The following is a 17484-nucleotide window of genomic DNA, read 5'->3' on the forward strand; positions in this document are numbered from 1 at the left end:
GCGCATGGCATTGACCCTCCCTCCGGCGCGCACCGCCTGTCAAGTGGGTGGGACGGCCGTCTCATTATGTGAGCGGAGGGTGGTGGTACCGCCGATCACCGTGGACATGCCTCCGGAGTACACCCCGGCACCCGCACTCGCACCCCCGCTCGCCCCCGCGCCCTTGCCCGCCAGCACCGGCTCGCCCGGGGCGTGCGGCACCGGATAGCGCCCGGCGGCGAGCGCGCGGCGCAGCCGGTACTCGTCCACCGGTCCCGCGAACGCCATGCCCTGGCCGTGCGTGCAGCCCATCGCGCGCAGGGCGACGACCTGCTCGGGCAGGTCGACCCCCTCGGCCACGGACTGGAGCCCGAGGTCGCCCGCGATCTTCAGCAGCCCGCTGGTGATCTTGTGCAGCCGCGCGGACTCCACGACGCCCTCGACCAGCCCGCGGTCGAGCTTGAGGATGTCCACGGGGAGCCTGCGCAGCGCGGTGAAGGCCGCGCAGCCGCCCCCGAAGCCGTCCAGGGCGATCCGCACCCCGAGCCGGCTGAGGGCGGTCAGGCGCCGCTCCAGCTCGTCCAGGGAGAGCCGCGGGTCGGTGTCGGACAGTTCGATCACGAGCGCCCCGGGCGGCAGCCCGTGCCGGGTCAGCAGCGCCTCGATGGTGCCGAGCGGGGGCAGCGAGCGGTCCAGGAGCCGCCGGGCGCTCATCCGGACCGCGACCGGGACGACCAGTCCCCCGGCGGCCCGCTCGGCAGCCTGCTCCACGGCTTCGCGGAGTATCCAGCGCTCCAGCTCGGCCGTCTTGTCGCCGTCGTCCGCGACCCGCAGGAACTCGGCGGGGGTGAACAGCACGCCCTGCGAGGAGCGCCAGCGGGCGTGTGTGGAGACCGACGCGATCCGGCCGTTCTCCAGACAGACCACCGGCTGGTGCAGCAGCGCGAACTCGCCGTCGTGCAGCGCGGCGCGCAGCCGTCCGGCCAGCTCGGCCTTGCGGACCACGTCCTGCTGCATCTGCGGGCGGTACAGCTCGACGCGTCCCTTGCCGCCCGCCTTGGCGCGGTACATCGCGAGGTCCGCGTTGCGCAGCAGCTCGCCCGCGCCGAGACCGGGCTCGGCGAAGGCGACGCCGATGGAGGCGTTGACCCGGACATCGTTGCCGTCGATGGGGTAGGGCTGGGAGAGGGTCATCCTGAGGCGGTCGGCGAGCTCCAGGATGTTCCGCTCCCGGGCGGCGCGGTCGCGGGTGCCGTCGCCGGTGATCAGGGCGGCGAACTCGTCGCCGCCGAGCCGGGAGGCGGTGTCCGACTGGCGCACCGCCTCGTGCAGCCTGCGGGCGGCCTGGACGAGGAGCTGGTCCCCTGCCTGGTGCCCGATGGTGTCGTTGACGGCCTTGAAGCCGTCCAGGTCGATGAAGAGCACGGCGGTGCCGCGCAGGGCGGCGCCCCGGTCGCTCGCCCGGCGCCCGGACAGTGCCTGCTGGACGCGTCTGGTGAACAGGGCCCGGTTGGGCAGGTCGGTGAGCGGGTCGTGCTCGGCGTTGTGCTGCAACTGGGCCTGAAGCCGGACGCGTTCGGTCACGTCGCGGCTGTTGAAGATCAGCCCGCCGTGGTGCCGGTTGACGGTGGACTCGACGTTGAGCCAGCCGCCCGTGCCGGAGCGGAAGCGGCACTCGATGCGGGTGGTGGGTTCGTCCGCGGGGCTGGCGGCGAGGAAGCGGCGCACCTCGTGCAGGACGCAGCCCAGGTCCTCGGGGTGGATCAGCTTGGCCAGTTCGGTGCCGACGAGTTCCTCGGCGGGGCGGCCGTAGACCCCGGCGGCGGCCGGGGAGACGTACCGCAGGATGCCGCTCGGCGCGGCGATCATGATGACGTCGCTGGAGCCCTGCACCAGGGAGCGGAAGTGGTTCTCCTTGTGGGCCAGTTCCTGGGCGAGGGTGATGTTGTCGAGCAGCATGATGCCCTGGCGGACGACGAGGGCGAGGACCACGGCACCGGCCGTGATCAGCACGACGTGGTCGGGCCTGCGGCCGTTGAGCACGTTGTACAGGATGCCGAGCGTGCACACGGCGGCGGCGAGGTACGGCGTCAGCGCGGCGAGCGAGCCGGTGATCGGGCGGCCCGCCGGGTACCTGACCTGTTCGGTGTCGGGTGCGGGCGGGCAGCCGGAGCCCCCGCTGCGCGGGCCGGGGACGCGCTCGCGGGCGGCGCGGGGCGGTCCGTCGTGCGTGTGCTGCTTCGGGGCGGCCCAGGGGGCGTACGCGAGCAGCAGCGAACCGGCGAACCAGCCCGCGTCGAGCAGTTGCCCCGAGCGGTAGTGGCTGTGCAGCAGCGGGGAGGTGAACAGCGCGTCGCACATCACCGTGAGGGCGAGGGCGCCGATCGCGGTGTTCACCGCCGTGCGGTTGCCGGGGCTGCGCCGGAAGTGCAGCGCGAGCACCATGCTGACCAGCGCGATGTCGAGCAGTGGGTACGCCAGCGAGAGCGCGGTGTGCGCGACGCTCGGGCCGTCGAAGCGGGCGGCCTGGGCGAGGGCGAGGCTCCACGACAGGGTGAGCAGCGAGCCGCCGATCAGCCAGGCGTCCAGGGTGAGACAGATCCAGCCCGCCCGGTTGAGGGGGCGTTTGGCGAGGACCAGCAGTCCCACGATGGCGGGCGGCGCGAAGCAGAGGAAGAACAGGTCCGCGTAGCTCGGGCTGGGCACGTCGCGGCCGAGGACGACCTCGTACCATCCCCAGACCGCGTTGCCGAGGGCGGCCATCGCGGAGGAGAGCGCGAAGAGCAGCCAGGCGGGGCGGAAGCGCACCCCGGGGCTGCGGGCGTAGAGGAAGCAGGAGACCGCGGCGGTGCCCGCGGCGGCGGCGAGACCGAAGTCGCCCATGAACAGCGCGACTTGCTTGCTGCCCCAGTCCAGCGCGGCTCCGATGCCGTACGCCCCGCAGATCAGGGCGAGGACGAGCTGCTGGGCCAGGCGGGAGTTCTCGGTGGCGGGGCGCGGGTCCGGCTTCGGGGCCTGGGGCGGCTCCGGCGCGCGCAGCGCCCCGTCGAGCGCGGTGGGTGTGAGCGAGGGAAGCGCGTTCACCGGGGCCTCCCGCTCCGTGCTGCCGGTCCCCGGTCGGCGGGGGGACGGTGGACGGGCCTCCTGCGGGCGCCCGGCCTGTGGTGCGGGCCGGGACTCGCGCCGTGCTGCGAGCCGTGGTGCCTGTGATGGCTCGTGTGATGGCCGCGACCGCGCGCGGTCGTGCGCCAGGGTCGCCGTCGGCGGCTTCGCCGCGTCGGATCGTTCGTCCATAGGCCGTGCATCGCCCGTCGCCCCCCTCACCATTTCCGAAGTGTCCATCCCCGGCGCCGAACGGTCGGCGGCGCTGCCCCTGTCGGGACGATACACCAGTATCGTCACTCAGGGACATAGCTTCTCTACTCTCCGTGACGACCAGCGGCGATGCGGGCACGGACCGCGCCCGAAGGGTCGCGGAGGGTGCCCGGACCGGTCAACCGCCGGTGGTACCGGGGCCGGTGGTGAGGATCACGTTGCGCAGCGGCTCATGGTTCACGAACCGGCTCAATTGGTCCACGAGCAGTCGCTCGGCACGCGGCGGGAACGCGGAACTCATTCCGCCCACGTGCGGACTGATCAGCACACCGGGTGCCCGCCACAACGGGTGCCCCGGCGGCAGCGGTTCGGGATCGGTCACGTCGAGCGCGGCGGTGATCCGCCCGCGCTCCAGCTCCGTGAGCAGGGCGTCGGTGTCGACGACGGGTCCGCGCGCGACGTTGACCAGCAGGGCGCCGTCCTTCATCCGGGCGAGGAAGGCGGCGTCGGCGAGATGCCGGGTCTCCTCGGTCAGCGGCGTGGAGAGGATCACCACGTCGGCCTCGGGGAGCAGCGCGGGCAGTTCGGTGAGCGGGTGCACGAGACCGCGCTCGGTGGTGCGCCGGGAGCGCGCGACGCGCAGCACGCGCGCCGGTTCGAACGGTACGAGCCGGTCCTCGATCGCCTCCCCGATCGCGCCGTAGCCGACGACGAGCACGGTCCGGTCGGCCAGCGACGGCCTCGGCTCGGGCCGCCAGCGCTCCTCGTCCTGGGCCCGCACGAAGCCGGGGACGCCGCGCAGCGTGGCCAGCACGAGGGTGAGCGTCAGTTCGGCGGTGCTGGTCTCGTGCACCCCGCGCGCGTTGCAGAGGTGAACGCCGGGGGCGGTCTCCGAGAGCGCCGGGATCATGTCGTCCACCCCGGCGGTGAGGGTCTGGACCAGCCGCAGCCGGGTCATCTCCTTCAGCGGGCGGTGCTTGATCGCGGCGCTGCGCAGATACGGCACGACGTACACCGCGCAGTCGGCCGGGTCGCCGGGGAACTCCTGCTCGCCGTTCTCGCCCCCGTCCCAGAAGAGATAACGGAACCCGTCGGGGAGTCCGCGGATCTTCTCGGGCGGAATGGGCAGCCAGACGTCGTCGGTCATGTGCGGGAGGCTAATTCACCTCGCCGTGGCGCGGGGCGTTTCGGGTGGTCGCGGGCGGGAGGGCGATTCCTGCGGGGCGGGCGGCAGAGGTTAGGTTGGGGCGCGAGGGGCGAGGGAGGTTCGCGGGCAGGTGGAGCGCAGGACGATCGGCGCGGGGATCCTCGCCGCGGGGGCCGTCGGGCTCGGATGCATGCCGATGAGCTGGGCCTACACCGCCTCGCGGCGGCGGGGCGAGGAGTCGCTCCGTACCGTGCACCGGGCGCTGGACCTGGGCGCGGACTTCCTGGACACCGCGGACATGTACGGCCCGTTCACCAACGAGCTGCTGCTCGGGCGGGTGCTCAAGGAGCGGCGCGCGGACGCCTTCGTGGCGACCAAGGCGGGGCTGCTGGTGGGCGGCGACCGGCACATCGTGGCCAACGGCCGCCCCGGCTACGTGAAGCGCGCCTGCGACGCCTCTTTGCGGCGCCTGCAGACCGATGTGATCGACCTCTACCAGTTGCACCGCGCCGATCCCGAGGTCCCCGTCGAGGAGACCTGGGGCGCGATGTCCGAGCTGGTACGGGCCGGCAAGGTGCGGGCGCTCGGGCTCTGCGCGCTGGACCCACGCGCCACCCGCCGCTCCGGCGCCGGGCCCTACGACGCCACACTGGACCAACTCCGGCGCGTGCAGCAGGTGTTCCCGGTGGCCTCGGTGCAGGCGGAGCTGTCGGTGTGGTCGCAGCGGGCGCTTCGTTCCCTGCTGCCGTGGTGCGAGGCGCGGGGGGTCACCTTCCTCGCGGCGATGCCGCTGGGCAGCGGCTTCCTGACGGGCACCCTGACCCCGGGGCAGGGCTTCGAGCCGGACGACGCCCGCGCCCGTCATCCCCGCTTCACCGCCGACATGATGGCCGCCCACCAGCCGATCGTGGCCGACCTGCGCCGGGTGGCCCGCCGCCACGGTCCCGGCGTCACCCCGGCCCAGGTGGCTCTGGCGTGGGTCCTGTCCCGGGGGTGCCATGTGATCGCCCTGCCCGGTACCAAGCACGCCCACTGGGCGGAGGAGAACGCGGGGGCGGCGGAGCTGCGGCTGACGGCGCAGGACGTGGCGGAGCTTTCGGCGGCGCCGGGCGTGCGGGGGGCGTGGGACTGATCCGCGGGGTCCTGGGGCCGGTCCGGGAGGGAATCCCGTGCTCCGGATGTGGGGCTTCGGGAACGGGAGGGGTGGCCCGGTACGTTTTCGTCCTGGACGGGTAGCTGTTCCACGCCCGGCGCTCCGAGAGGACCTTGATCGTGCGAAGCCGAATCCTGCCGGCGGTGCTGGCGACGACGGCGCTGCTCCTTGTGGCGGGCTGTTCCGGCGACGGTGGCGGGGCGGTCGACGGCGGGCGGAGCACCACGCCCGGCGGAGTGGCCACGGACACCGCGTCCCCGTCCGCTCCCGCCGCCAAGGGCTCGGTGAAGGTGCTGCGGACGGTGGCGGACGGGCTGCACACCCCGTGGGGGCTCGCGCCGCTGCCCGGCGGGGATCTGCTGGTGTCCTCGCGGGACGACGCCACGCTCACCCGGATCGACCCGAAGACGGGGAAGAAGACCGGGCTGGGCCGGATCTCCGGGGTCTCCCCGGACGGCGAGGGCGGTCTGCTGGGCATCGCGCTGTCCCCGGACTTCGCCTCGGACCACATGGTGTACGCCTACTTCACCTCCGCCTCCGACAACCGCATCGTCCGCGTGCGCTACGACGAGAACAAGCCGTCCGGCGAGCAACTGGGCGCCCCGGACACGGTGTTCAAGGGCATCCCCAAGGGCCGCATCCACAACGGCGGCCGCATCGCCTTCGGCCCGGACGGGATGCTCTACGCGGGCACCGGCGAGAGCGGCAGCGGCGACCTCGCCCAGAAGCGCACCTCGCTCGGCGGCAAGATCCTCCGCCTCTCCCCGGAGGGCGACCCGGCACCCGGCAACCCCTTCCCGCACTCCCCCGTGTACTCCTACGGCCACCGCAATGTGCAGGGTCTCGCCTGGGACTCCCAGCAGCGGCTCTTCGCCTCGGAGTTCGGGCAGGACACCTGGGACGAGCTGAACGCGATCGCCCCGGGCGGCAATTACGGCTGGCCCGACGCCGAGGGCAGGTCCGGCGACAAGCGGTTCACCAGCCCGCTCGCCCAGTGGCACACCGACCAGGCGTCCCCCAGCGGCATCGCCTATGCGGACGGCGTGATCTGGATGGCGGGGCTCAGGGGCGAGCGGCTGTGGCGCGTTCCGCTGCGCGGCACCGCCGCCTCCGCGCCGCCCCAGGCGTTCCTCGACGGGACGTACGGCCGCCTGCGCACGGTGGTCCCGGCGGGCGGCGACCGCCTCTGGCTGCTCACCAGCAACACCGACGGACGCGGCGACCCGAAGAAGGGCGACGACCGGCTCCTGGAGCTGCGCGTGAGCTGACGGGCGCTCACCAGGGCGACAGCAGGCACCGCGCGAGCCGCCCGCTACCCCGCCACCAGCCGCTCCTCCCCCGGCGGGAACAGCTCCAGCCGGTGGGCCAGCGCCGCCGCCTCGCCCCGGCTCGCGACCCCCAGCTTCGCGAGGATGTTGGAGACGTGCACGCTCGCCGTCTTCGGGGAGATGAACAGCTCCTCGGCTATCTGCCGGTTGGTGCGCCCGGCCGAGACCAGGCGCAGCACGTCCCGCTCCCGCCCGGTGAGACCGAGGGCGGCGGCGGGGTCCGCGACGGCGAGGGTCTGCTTCGGGACGCGGGCCAGGGTGAGCCGGGCGCGCCGGACGAGCCGGGCGACCGCCTCGGCCAGCGGACGGGCGCCCAGATGGTCGGCGACCGCCGCGCACAGCCGCAGCAGCTCCACCGCCCGGTCCCGCTCGTCCTCCCCGCCCTCCGCGAGCAGCGCCTCGGCCAGTTGGTACCGGACCCGGGCGAGGTCGTAGGGCCGGTCCAGGCACTCGAAGGCGCAGGCCACCGGCGACCAGTCGGCTGCCGTGTCCCGGTCCTCGGCGCGCAGCAGCTCGGCGCGGGTCCACTCCTCGTACGCCCGCCAGAGCGGGACACCGGTCGGCAGGGTGCGCACGGTCTCGCGGAGCAGGGCGAGCTGCGCGGCGCGACCGGGCTCGGCGGCGGCCAGGGTGCGCAGGTCGGCCTCGGCGGTGGCGGCGGCCCGCAGCAGCGGCCAGGCGTCCCGGTGGGCGCCGGTGGGCACCCCGCGCTCCAGTGCCGTCCGCAGTTCGGCGCGGGCGTCCTCGAACCTGCCCTCCGCGGCGGCGACCCCGAGGGCGACCCGGGCGAGGGGCAGCCACTGCTGGGGCATCGGGTCCTGCGTGCCGTAGCGCTCGCGGGCTACGGCCAGGTGCCGGGACGCCTCCGCGCTGTCGCCCCGGGACAGCGCGAACCGGGCGAGGCTCAGCGCGCCGCCGCCCTGCGGCCGGGCACTGGTGCCGGTGCGCAGGGCTCGCTCGGCCGCTTCGGCCGCCTCGGTCCAGCTACCGAGGGCGTAGAGCGTGTCGGCGAGGTTGCCCCACATCCACGCCTGCGGGTCGCGCGGTCCGGAGCGGCGGGCGAACTCGAGTCCCTCGCGCAGCAGGGGTTCGGCCTCCCGCTGGCGCCCGAGGTTCAGCAGGACGGAGGGCAGGTTGATGTAGGCGCGGCGGGCCACCTCGGTCACGCCCTCCGCGAGCGCGTCGGCGCTGACCTGGCGCAGCTCGGCGAGCCCGGCGTCGATACCGCCCGCGTCGATCATGAGGCTGCCGAGGGTGAGCCGGGCGTTCAGCTCGATCTCGCGGGCGCCGACCATGCGCGCGTACTCCACGGCACGTTCGGCGGCGGCGAAGGCGTCCGGACCCGGCCGGTGCAGCATGGACCACCCGGCGACGAGGGTCAGCACCTCGGCGTGCACCTCGGAGGGCGGCAGTCCGCGCACCAGGTCCTGGGCGGTGGCCAGTTCGCGCCAGCCGTCGCCCCGGGCCAGCGCCTGGACCAGACACGAGCGCTGCACCCAGAACCAGGCGGCGCGATAGCGGTCCCCGCTCGAACGCGGTGGAGAGCCCGGGGAAGGGTCGGACTCGTCGTCCAGGAGCCGCAGCGCGCGTTTGCAGATTTTCAGCGCGCGTTCGCGCTCGCCGCCGAAGCTGCCCGCCACCACCGCCTCCGCGAGCAGGTCGACGTAGCGCAGCGGGGCGGCCGGGCGGTCCGCCTCCCCGGGCGGGAGCGCGGCGGCCGGGTAGACGTCCATGCAGTCGAGGGGGCGCAGGGCCGCGCGGGTCTCCTCCGGCGCGGTGTCCCACAGAGCCGTCGCCCGCTCCAGGAGGCGCAGTTGCTCGGTGTAGGCGTGTCTGCGGCGGGCGACCACGGCGGCGTCGAGGACGGCGGGCAGCGCCTTGGCCGGATCCTGGGCGTGGTACCAGTACCCCGCCAGGCGCAGCACCCGGGCGTCGGCGGGGACGAGCCCGGGGTCGGCCTCCAGGGCTTGCGCGTAGCGGCGGTTGAGCCGGGAACGCTCGCCGGGCAGCAGGTCGTCGGCGACGGCTTCGCGGACCAGGGAGTGCCGGAAGCGGTAGCCGTCACCGTCCGGGTCGGGGATGAGGATGTGGGCGCCGACGGCGGCGCGCAGGGCTTCGATGAGGTCGTCCTCGGCGAGCCGGGCGACGGCGGCGATGAGCCGGTGCTCCACCGTGGAGCCGCCTTCGGCGACGATCCGGACGACCCGCTGGGCGCTCTCGGGCAGCGCCTCGACCCGGACGAGGAGCAGGTCGCGCAGCGAACCGGTGAGCCCCGTGCCGCAGCCCTCGCAGTCCGCGACGGCCAGCTCCTCCACGAAGAAGGCGTTGCCGTCGGAGCGTTCGAAGATGGCGTCGACCTGGCGCGGGTCGGGTTCGGTGGCGAGGATGCCGGCGATCTGGCGGCCGACCTCCTCGCGGGTGAAACGGGCGAGTTCGATCCGGCGGACGGTGCGCAGCCGGTCCAGCTCGGCGAGCAGGGGGCGCATCGGGTGACGGCGGTGGATGTCGTCGGAGCGGTAGGTGGCCAGGAGCAGGACGCGGCCGGTGCGCAGGGTGCGGAAGAGGTAGGCGAGGAGATGGCGGGTGGCGGTGTCGGCCCAGTGCAGATCCTCCAGGACCAGCACCACGGTCCGCTCGGCGGAGGTCCGCTCCAGGAGCCGGGCGGTCAGCTCGAACAGCCGGGCGGTGCCCTGCTCGTCGGGCCGGTGTGCTGCCGCGCTCTCGCCCAACTCGGGCAGCAGTCCGGCCAGTTCCGCCTCCTGCCCGCTCGCCGCGTCCGCGAACGGCTCGGGCAGCGCCGCGCGCAGGGTGCGCAGCGCGCCGGAGAAGGGGGCGAACGGCAGCCCGTCCGCGCCGATCTCCACGCAGCCGCCCCGCGCGACGACCGCGCCCCGGGTGACCGCGAGGGCGCCGAACTCCTCGGTGAGGCGGGTCTTGCCGACCCCTGCCTCGCCGCCGAGCAGCAGCGCCTGCGGCTCCCCCTGGGCGGCGCGGGCGAGCGCGTCTTTCAAGGTGTCCAACTCGTCGGCACGGCCGACGAACACGGGACTGACGGACCTGGTTTCCACGTGCCCGAGCATCGCACGGGTCGGGGACGAGACGGCAGGACTTTTCCACAGGGCCGGTGCGATCATCAGCTCACCGGCCCGCCTCTCACGCCGCACGCGAGAACCGATGCCGGTCAGGACCGCCGGAGCCACCCGAGCGGCCCGGACCGCCGGTATGCGACTCCGCCTCCGTGCCGTCCCGCCCCGCCTGCCGGGCACCCGCACCCCGCGCCCCGGCCCGCCGCGCCTCGCGTGCCGTACGCGTCGCCTCGCGGACCAGCCGGGCCTGTTCCGCCTCGCGGCGCAGTTCGGCGGAGCGCAGCCGGTGGTAGTCGTCGTAAGCGAACATGACATCTCCTCCTGGGTTTTCGGGTCGAGCCGCTCGCTTCTCGCGAGGACTCCACCCTCCGCTCCCAGGGGACCGCCCCGCATCGGGCGAGTTCCGCATCTTGCGGGTGCCGCCGCAGCCCCGGACATGCGTAAGGGGGCCTCAGAGAGGTCTCGGAGGACCCTAAGGACACTCCGGGAACTCTCTGAGGCCCCCTGTGAGGAGGCGCCGGGGTCAGCTCGCCGAGGGCAGACCGAGCAGGGCGTCGGAGTACTTCAGCACCGCGAGCAGCAGGCCGATGACGCCGAGCGAGACACCCGCCCAGGCGACCGACTTGATCCAGGGAGCCTGCGGGCGGCCGGGGGCGCCGAAGGCGGGGCGGATCAGGACGACCGCGCCGGTGACCAGCGCGACGATCGCGAACAGACCTGCCCACAGCGCGGTGGCGTGCCAGGAGTCGCCGTAGACCGCCTTGATCTGCTGGGAGACGCTCGCGGTGGACGAGGTCTTGAGCTGGCCGATGAGCTGCGCGCGGGCCGAGGCCAGCGTGCCGATCCAGCCGCCGTTGAGCGAGACCAGACCGAGCGCGGCGGAGACCACGGCGGCGGCGCCCTGACCGACCCCGGACTTCTCACGGGGAGCGGCGGTCTCGTCGTCCTCGGCGAGGATCTCGTCGTGCTCCTCGTGCTCCTCGGCCGACGGCTCGGTCCGCTCGGTGCCGGTCTCGGCCTCGGGTGCCTCCTTCTCGGGGGCCTCGGCCACCGGTACCTCCTCCGGTGCCCGCTCGTCGTCGGTCTTGGTGACGTCTGTCTTCGTAGCCATGCCCGGCACCGTACGGACGGAGTCTGAGAGTCTTCTTAACGATCGCTGTGGCCGGTACGCGCGCGTGCCGCGCGCCACTCCGGGGCGAGCACCGACCAGATCTCGGTGTCCTGGCGAACCCCCCGGTAAGGAAAGTTCTCGCGGAGCACGCCCTCGCGGCTCATGCCCAGGCGCCGGGCCACGTTGACGCTCGGCTGGTTCGCGGGCGCGACCTGCCACTCCACGCGGTGCATCCCGCGCTCGTCGAACGCCCAGTCGAGCAGCACCCGCATCCCGCGCGTGACCAGCCCGCGCCCGGCCACCTCCGGCACCAGCCAGCAGCCTGCCTCGCAGGTGCCCGTCTCCGTGTCCCAGATGCGGAAGAGCAGGCCACCGACCAGTCGGCCGTCCAGCCATATGCCGTGCAGGCTGCCGCTGTCGGTGGCGCGCTTGTCGGCGTACCGCTTGAGATAGGCACGGGCGGCGTCCAGGTCGGGCACCGCGTCCGGCAGACCGACGTACTGCCCGATGAAGTCCCGCGCGCCGTCGATGGCGGCGAACATGGCCTCCGCGTGCCAGACCTCCATGGGGCGCAGTTCGGCGCCGTCGTCACCGAGGGATGTCGCGTACATCGTGCTCCGCTTCCTTCCGCAGTCCCCGGCGTTCCTCCGTCCCGGGCCGCGACGAGCTTTTCACACCGCGCGTTCACACCCCGCCGAACCGTTCCGCCCCCTGCCGAACCGGCGACCTCGGCCGCCTCAGTCGAACTGGTCCCCGAGCGCCATGATCATCGTCCCGGCCACCAGGAGCCACAGCGCGCGGCGGGTACGCCCCCGGGAGCCGAGGAAGCCCGCGAGGGCGCACACGGCGGCACCGAGGGCGTAGGCGGCGGGCACCAGCGCGGGCTCGCCCCCGGTCAGCCGGAACAGCGCGGCCCCGGCACCGGCGGCGCACAGCACGACACCGGTGAGGACGGAGGCCCAGCGAGCACGCCGGGCGTCGTCGTACTCGTCGTCATCACCGTCGTCGTCCGGGTCGGCGGCATCCGAGTCACCCGCGTCGTCGGAGCCGTCCGCCTCGTCCGAACCGGCCACGTCACCCGCGTCGTCCCCGTCCCCCTCGAAGTCGGCGTCCGCACCCGCCGTCTCCTCGTCGCTGTCCCCGGTGCCCTGCGCGAGGTCGTCCCGTTCGGCGGTGACGGGTGCGGTGCCGGAATCGGTACGTCCACTCATGCCGCGCGAGCGTAGCGCCTCGCCCGGATCAATCCGGGTGCGGGGCTGCCCGTAAGGGTGCTATCCCTGGTCGTTCGTGACCGGAAATCCGCAGAGCTACGACGAACTCACCCGCCGTCTCACCCTCCCCCGCTGTCCGCGCTCCGCCCGCTACGACGCCCGCTGGACCATCGAGAACCAGATGGGTCCGCACGCCCTGTGGCTGCTGGAGTGGCTGGCGCCCGCGCTGGGTCTGGACCGACTGCCGCCCGGCGCCCGCGTGCTCGACCTCGGCTGCGGGCGCGCGATGACCTCCGTCTTCCTCGCCCGCGAGTACGGCGTCCAGGTCGTCGCCGCCGATCTGTGGGTACGGCCCGAGGAGAACGCCGTACGGATCGCGGAGGCGGGCGTGGCCGACCGGGTGCTGCCCGTGCACGCCGAGGCGCATGAACTGCCCTTCGGGGACGGCTCGTTCGACGCGATCGTGTCCGTCGACGCGTACCAGTACTTCGGCACCGACGACCTCTGTCTCCCGCAGCTCACCCGGTTGTTGAAGCCGGGCGGCCGGATCGGCGTCGTCGTGCCGTCCCTGCGCGAGGAGCTGGAGGGCACCGAGCCGCCCGCCCCGCTGGCGCCGTACTGGGAGCCCGGGTACTGGTGCTTCCACTCCCCCGCCTGGTGGCGCCGGAACTGGACGCGCACCGGTGCCGTGACCGTGGAGACGGCCGACTGGCTGGAGGACGGCGCGCGCGAGTGGCTGCTGTGGAGCGAGGTGTGCGCCGAGGAGAGCCCGAGTGAGTTCATGCGGGGTCTCGCGCGCGACTGCGTGGACCTGCTGAAGGCCGATGAGGACGAACTGCTGGGCTTCGCCCGGATCGTGGGGCGGCGCACGTAAAACAGCGCCCGCGCGCCCCCGTACACAAGAGCGTGGCCCCGCCGGACGCGAAGTCCTGCGGGGCCACGACCGGTGTGTGCGGGGATCAGCCCTCGCTCACGCCCAGCCTCTGAAGGATCAGCTCCTTGACGCGGGCGGCGTCGGCCTGGCCACGGGTGGCCTTCATGACCGCGCCGACCAGCGCGCCGGCCGCCGCCACCTTGCCGCCGCGGATCTTGTCCGCGATGCCCGGGTTACCGGCGATGGCGTCGTCCACGGCCGTGCCGAGCGCGGAGTCGTCGGAGACGACCTTCAGACCGCGCTTGTCGACGACCTCGTCCGGGGTGCCCTCACCCGCGAGGACGCCCTCGATGACCTGGCGGGCCAGCTTGTCGTTCAGATCACCGGAGTTGACCAGCGCGGTCACCCGGGCGACCTGCTCCGGGGTGATCGCCAGCTCGTCCAGGGACGTGCCCGACTCGTTGGCGCTGCGCGCCAGTTCACCCATCCACCACTTGCGCGCGGAGGCGGCGTCGGCACCGGCGTCGATGGTGGCGACGATCAGGTCCAGCGCACCGGCGTTGGTGATCGACTGCATGTCGGTGGCCGAGATGCCCCACTCCGCAAGGAGGCGGGTACGGCGGGCCAGCGGCAGCTCGGGCAGCGCGGCGCGGATCTTCTCGACCCACTCGCGCGAGGGCGCCACCGGGACGAGGTCGGGCTCCGGGAAGTACCGGTAGTCCTCGGCCTCCTCCTTCACGCGGCCCGAGGTCGTCGACCCGGTGTCCTCGTGGAAGTGGCGGGTCTCCTGGACGATCGTGCCGCCGCCGTCGAGCACGGCCGCGTGGCGCATGATCTCGAAGCGGGCGGCACGCTCGACCGAGCGCAGCGAGTTGACGTTCTTCGTCTCGGAGCGCGTGCCGAACTTCTCGCGGCCGTGCGGGCGCAGCGACAGGTTCACGTCGCAGCGCATCTGGCCCATCTCCATCCGCGCCTCGGACACGCCGAGGGCACGGATGACCTCACGCAGCTCGCGGACGTAGGCGCGCGCGACCTCGGGGGCCCGCTCGCCCGCGCCCACGATGGGCTTGGTGACGATCTCGATGAGCGGGATGCCCGCGCGGTTGTAGTCGAGCAGGGAGTGGGACGCGCCGTGGATACGGCCGGTGGCGCCGCCGACGTGCGTCGACTTGCCGGTGTCCTCCTCCATGTGGGCGCGCTCGATCTCCACGCGGAAGGTCTCTCCGTCCTCCAACTGCACGTCGAGGTAACCGTCGAAGGCGATCGGCTCGTCGTACTGGGAGGTCTGGAAGTTCTTCGGCATGTCCGGATAGAAGTAGTTCTTCCGGGCGAAGCGGCACCACTCGGCGATCGAGCAGTTCAGCGCGAGGCCGATCTTGATGGCGGACTCGACGCCGGTCGCGTTGACGACCGGGAGCGCGCCGGGCAGGCCGAGGCACACGGGGCACGTCTGCGAGTTGGGGTCGGCCCCCAGCTCGGTCGAACACCCGCAGAACATCTTGGTGTTGGTGCCGAGTTCGACATGGACCTCAAGGCCCATGACGGGGTCGTACGACGCCAGAGCGTCCTCGTACGACACCAGGTCGGTCGTGGTGGTCACGGTGAAAACTTCCCTCTCAGCCCAGCAGGACGTCGTCGTCGCCCAGCCGCTTCAGCTCGCGGTAGAGGATGGCGAGTCCGGTGACGATGGCGACGGCGGACGCGGCGGCGTCGATCAGGCGCAGCGTGTCGTGCTCCGCGCGGGCCTTCCTGATCTGCTTGGCGACACCGACCGCGCTGAACGCGGTCCCGGCCATGGACAGGTACGTGCCGGACCTCGACTGCTTGAAGCCCTTGGCCTTGTTCAGTGCACTCACAGCGACGGTGCCTCCTCGATGAGCGGGTGCCCCCACTTTTCCACGAAGGCGGCCTCGACGGCGGCGCCGACCTTGTACAGCCTGTCGTCCTTCATCGCCGGGGCGATGATCTGCAGACCCACCGGGAGGTTGTCCTCCGGGGCGAGACCGCAGGGCAGCGACATGGCGGCGTTGCCCGCGAGGTTCGTCGGGATGGTGCACAGGTCCGCGAGGTACATCGCCATCGGGTCGTCGGCGCGCTCGCCGATCGCGAAGGCGGTGGTCGGGGTGGTCGGGGAGACGATCACGTCGACCTGCTCGAACGCCTTCTCGAAGTCCCGCGTGATGAGGGTGCGGACCTTCTGCGCGGAGCCGTAGTAGGCGTCGTAGTAGCCGCTGGAGAGGGCGTACGTGCCGAGCATGATGCGGCGCTTGACCTCGTCGCCGAAGCCCGCCTCACGGGTGAGGGAGGTGACCTCCTCGGCGGAGTGGGTGCCGTCGTCGCCGGTACGGCGGCCGTAGCGCAGGCCGTCGAAGCGGGCGAGGTTGGAGGAGCACTCGGACGGCGCGATCAGGTAGTACGCCGACAGGGCGAGGTCGAAGGACGGGCAGTCCAGCTCGACGATCTCGGCGCCCAGCTCCTTGAGCAGCTCGACGGACTCGTCGAAGCGCTGCAGGACACCGGCCTGGTAGCCCTCGCCGCGGAACTGCTTGACGACGCCGACCCGCATCCCCGCGACCGAGCCGTTGCGCGCGGCCTCGACGACCGGCGGGACCGGGGCGTCGACGGAGGTGGAGTCCAGCGGGTCGTGCCCGGCGATGACCTCGTGCAGCAGAGCCGCGTCCAGGACCGTACGGGCGCAGGGACCGCCCTGGTCGAGGGAGGAGGAGAAGGCGACCATGCCGTAGCGCGAGACCGAGCCGTACGTCGGCTTGACGCCGACGGTGCCGGTGACGGCGGCGGGCTGGCGGATGGAGCCGCCGGTGTCGGTGCCGATGGCGAGCGGCGCCTCGAAGGAGGCGAGCGCGGCGGAGGAGCCGCCGCCGGAGCCGCCGGGGATCTTGGTGAGGTCCCAGGGGTTGCCGGTCGGGCCGTAGGCGCTGTTCTCGGTGGAGGACCCCATGGCGAACTCGTCCATGTTGGTCTTGCCGAGGATGACGACGTCGGCGTCCTTGAGGCGCTTGGTGAGCGTCGCGTCGTACGGCGGGATCCAGCCCTCGAGGATCTTGGAGCCGACGGTGGTCGGCACGCCCTCGGTGGTGAAGATGTCCTTCAGCGCGAGCGGGACGCCGGCCAGCGGGCCGAGCTTCTCGCCACGGGCGCGCTTGGCGTCCACGGCACGCGCCTGGGCGAGGGCGCCCTCGCGGTCGACGTGCAGGAAGGCGTGCACCTTCTCGTCGACGGCGCCGATGCGGGCGAGGTGGGCCTCGGTGACCTCGACGGCCGTCAGCTCGCCGGAGGCGATCTTGTCGGCGATCTCGGCGGCCGTGAGCTTGATGATGTCGGTCATGACTTCTTAGTCCTCCCCCAGGATCTGCGGCACCTTGAAACGCTGCTGCTCCTGGGCGGGGGCGCCGGAGAGCGCCTGCTCGGGGGTGAGCGAGGGACGGACCTCGTCCGCGCGCATGACGTTCGTCAGCGGGAGCGGGTGCGAGGTCGGCGGTACGTCTTGGTCGGCGACCTCACTGACGCGGGCGACCGCGCCGATGATGTCGTCGAGCTGGCCCGCGAAGTGGTCGAGCTCTTCGGGCTTCAGCTCCAGACGCGCCAGCCGGGCGAGGTGGGCGACCTCCTCGCGCGTGATGCCAGGCATTCAGCGATCCTCTGGGGTGAGTGTGTGTGCTTTGGCCCAATCCTATGGGGCGGGCCCGGGTGCCCGTGAAACGGTTTCCCCGGGCCCGCCCCACAGGACGACGGCCGTCTCGCTCAACCGCGCCGGTCCTCCCACGCCTGGCTCCGCAGGAAGTGGTTGTCGTACCGCTCCTGGACCTCAAGGAGGCTCTCCGGGGTCAGCTCGCCGAGGCGGACGCGCTGGAGGTGGCGGAAGTAGTCGAAGCGCTCGACGCCGGGGGTGATGACGATCAGGAGATCGGCACCGGAGCCGGGGACGGCGGCGAAGGCATGGGGGCGGTCCGGCGGGACGATGATCAGGTCGCCGCGCTCGGCGGTCACGATGTCGTCGCCGGAGAGGACCTCGGCGGCGCCGTCGAGCAGATAGAACATCTCGGCGGAGTGATGGTGGACGTGCGGGTGGGCTCCGTCGGCCCCCTCCGCGAGGGTGACGCGCACGGTGGACAGCGCGCCCCCGCTCGCGCTGCTGTCGGCCAGCAGCCGGACCCCGACCGGGTCCCCGCCGACCACCTCGGCGTCGGCGCCCCGGACGAGCACGGTGTCGTCGAACTTCGGCACGAACAGTGACATGACTTCCCCCTGTGACGGCGGTG

The 17484-nt window shown here is 73.0% G+C and carries 15 protein-coding genes; 3 read left to right on the plus strand and 12 right to left on the minus strand.

From position 1 onward, the window contains the following. Window positions 1–39: 39 nt before the first annotated feature. Both IF655_RS15700 and IF655_RS15705 read right to left on the minus strand, forming a co-directional pair. On the minus strand, window positions 40–3063 hold the full coding sequence (locus IF655_RS15700; protein WP_199585404.1) for a bifunctional diguanylate cyclase/phosphodiesterase: 3024 nt from the start codon (window positions 3061–3063) through the stop codon (window positions 40–42). A 409-nt stretch (window positions 3064–3472) separates the two neighbouring features. Continuing rightward, window positions 3473–4441, minus strand: coding sequence for a 2-hydroxyacid dehydrogenase (locus IF655_RS15705; RefSeq protein ID WP_199585405.1), 969 nt, complete (start codon window positions 4439–4441; stop codon window positions 3473–3475). 130 nt (window positions 4442–4571) lie between these two features. On the opposite strand from IF655_RS15705, the gene IF655_RS15710 reads away from it, so the two are divergent. Next, window positions 4572–5573, plus strand: a complete 1002-nt coding sequence (locus tag IF655_RS15710; protein ID WP_199585406.1) for an aldo/keto reductase — start codon at window positions 4572–4574, stop codon at window positions 5571–5573. Window positions 5574–5728: 155 nt separating this feature from the next. Continuing rightward, a complete protein-coding gene (locus IF655_RS15715; RefSeq protein ID WP_199585481.1) occupies window positions 5729–6862 on the plus strand; it encodes a sorbosone dehydrogenase family protein in 1134 nt (377 codons plus the stop codon). 44 nt (window positions 6863–6906) lie between these two features. Here the strand turns inward: IF655_RS15715 and IF655_RS15720 are convergent, their stop codons facing one another. From IF655_RS15720 to IF655_RS15740, 5 genes are all read right to left on the minus strand, one after another. Beyond that, window positions 6907–10002, minus strand: coding sequence for a helix-turn-helix transcriptional regulator (locus tag IF655_RS15720; RefSeq protein ID WP_206775934.1), 3096 nt, complete (start codon window positions 10000–10002; stop codon window positions 6907–6909). Between the two features lie 73 nt (window positions 10003–10075). Then, complete coding sequence (locus IF655_RS15725; RefSeq protein ID WP_199585407.1) at window positions 10076–10318, minus strand: hypothetical protein; 243 nt, start codon at window positions 10316–10318, stop codon at window positions 10076–10078. Between the two features lie 213 nt (window positions 10319–10531). Continuing rightward, window positions 10532–11119, minus strand: a complete 588-nt coding sequence (locus IF655_RS15730; RefSeq protein ID WP_199585408.1) for a hypothetical protein — start codon at window positions 11117–11119, stop codon at window positions 10532–10534. Window positions 11120–11154: 35 nt separating this feature from the next. Continuing rightward, on the minus strand, window positions 11155–11730 hold the full coding sequence (locus IF655_RS15735; RefSeq protein ID WP_199585409.1) for a GNAT family N-acetyltransferase: 576 nt from the start codon (window positions 11728–11730) through the stop codon (window positions 11155–11157). A 126-nt stretch (window positions 11731–11856) separates the two neighbouring features. Then, a complete protein-coding gene (locus IF655_RS15740; RefSeq protein ID WP_199585410.1) occupies window positions 11857–12330 on the minus strand; it encodes a hypothetical protein in 474 nt (157 codons plus the stop codon). A gap of 76 nt (window positions 12331–12406) precedes the next feature. Between IF655_RS15740 and IF655_RS15745 the strand changes: the two genes are divergently transcribed. After that, window positions 12407–13204, plus strand: a complete 798-nt coding sequence (locus IF655_RS15745) for a methyltransferase domain-containing protein (protein WP_199585411.1) — start codon at window positions 12407–12409, stop codon at window positions 13202–13204. Window positions 13205–13289: 85 nt separating this feature from the next. On the opposite strand, the gene gatB is transcribed toward IF655_RS15745, so the two are convergent. From gatB to IF655_RS15770, 5 genes are all read right to left on the minus strand, one after another. Continuing rightward, entirely contained in the window at window positions 13290–14804 is a 1515-nt protein-coding gene (gene gatB / locus IF655_RS15750) for an Asp-tRNA(Asn)/Glu-tRNA(Gln) amidotransferase subunit GatB (protein ID WP_199585412.1), read from the minus strand. Window positions 14805–14820: 16 nt separating this feature from the next. Next, a complete protein-coding gene (locus IF655_RS15755; RefSeq protein ID WP_199585413.1) occupies window positions 14821–15060 on the minus strand; it encodes a hypothetical protein in 240 nt (79 codons plus the stop codon). Further along, window positions 15057–16550 (minus strand): Asp-tRNA(Asn)/Glu-tRNA(Gln) amidotransferase subunit GatA, encoded by a 1494-nt coding sequence (gene gatA / locus IF655_RS15760; protein ID WP_199585414.1) that lies wholly within the window; start codon window positions 16548–16550, stop codon window positions 15057–15059. The genes IF655_RS15755 and gatA overlap by 4 nt, the downstream gene beginning before the upstream one ends. Window positions 16551–16556: 6 nt before the next feature. Further along, complete coding sequence (gatC, locus tag IF655_RS15765) at window positions 16557–16853, minus strand: Asp-tRNA(Asn)/Glu-tRNA(Gln) amidotransferase subunit GatC (RefSeq protein ID WP_018531282.1); 297 nt, start codon at window positions 16851–16853, stop codon at window positions 16557–16559. A 113-nt stretch (window positions 16854–16966) separates the two neighbouring features. After that, entirely contained in the window at window positions 16967–17461 is a 495-nt protein-coding gene (locus IF655_RS15770) for a cupin domain-containing protein (RefSeq protein WP_199585415.1), read from the minus strand. Window positions 17462–17484 lie beyond the last annotated feature (23 nt).

Source organism: Streptomyces sp. DSM 110735 (assembly GCF_016482685.1).
Taxonomy (GTDB): domain Bacteria; phylum Actinomycetota; class Actinomycetes; order Streptomycetales; family Streptomycetaceae; genus Streptomyces.

Coding starts and splice junctions, on each gene's coding strand:
- gatC (WP_018531282.1), bottom strand. CDS start 16,853: ATGCCTGGCATCACGCGCGAGGAGGTCGCCCACCTCGCCCGGCTGGCG.
- IF655_RS15735 (WP_199585409.1), bottom strand. CDS start 11,730: ATGTACGCGACATCCCTCGGTGACGACGGCGCCGAACTGCGCCCCATG.
- IF655_RS15725 (WP_199585407.1), bottom strand. CDS start 10,318: ATGTTCGCTTACGACGACTACCACCGGCTGCGCTCCGCCGAACTGCGC.
- IF655_RS15770 (WP_199585415.1), bottom strand. CDS start 17,461: ATGTCACTGTTCGTGCCGAAGTTCGACGACACCGTGCTCGTCCGGGGC.
- IF655_RS15740 (WP_199585410.1), bottom strand. CDS start 12,330: ATGAGTGGACGTACCGATTCCGGCACCGCACCCGTCACCGCCGAACGG.
- gatA (WP_199585414.1), bottom strand. CDS start 16,550: ATGACCGACATCATCAAGCTCACGGCCGCCGAGATCGCCGACAAGATC.
- IF655_RS15720 (WP_206775934.1), bottom strand. CDS start 10,002: ATGCTCGGGCACGTGGAAACCAGGTCCGTCAGTCCCGTGTTCGTCGGC.
- IF655_RS15730 (WP_199585408.1), bottom strand. CDS start 11,119: ATGGCTACGAAGACAGACGTCACCAAGACCGACGACGAGCGGGCACCG.
- IF655_RS15705 (WP_199585405.1), bottom strand. CDS start 4,441: ATGACCGACGACGTCTGGCTGCCCATTCCGCCCGAGAAGATCCGCGGA.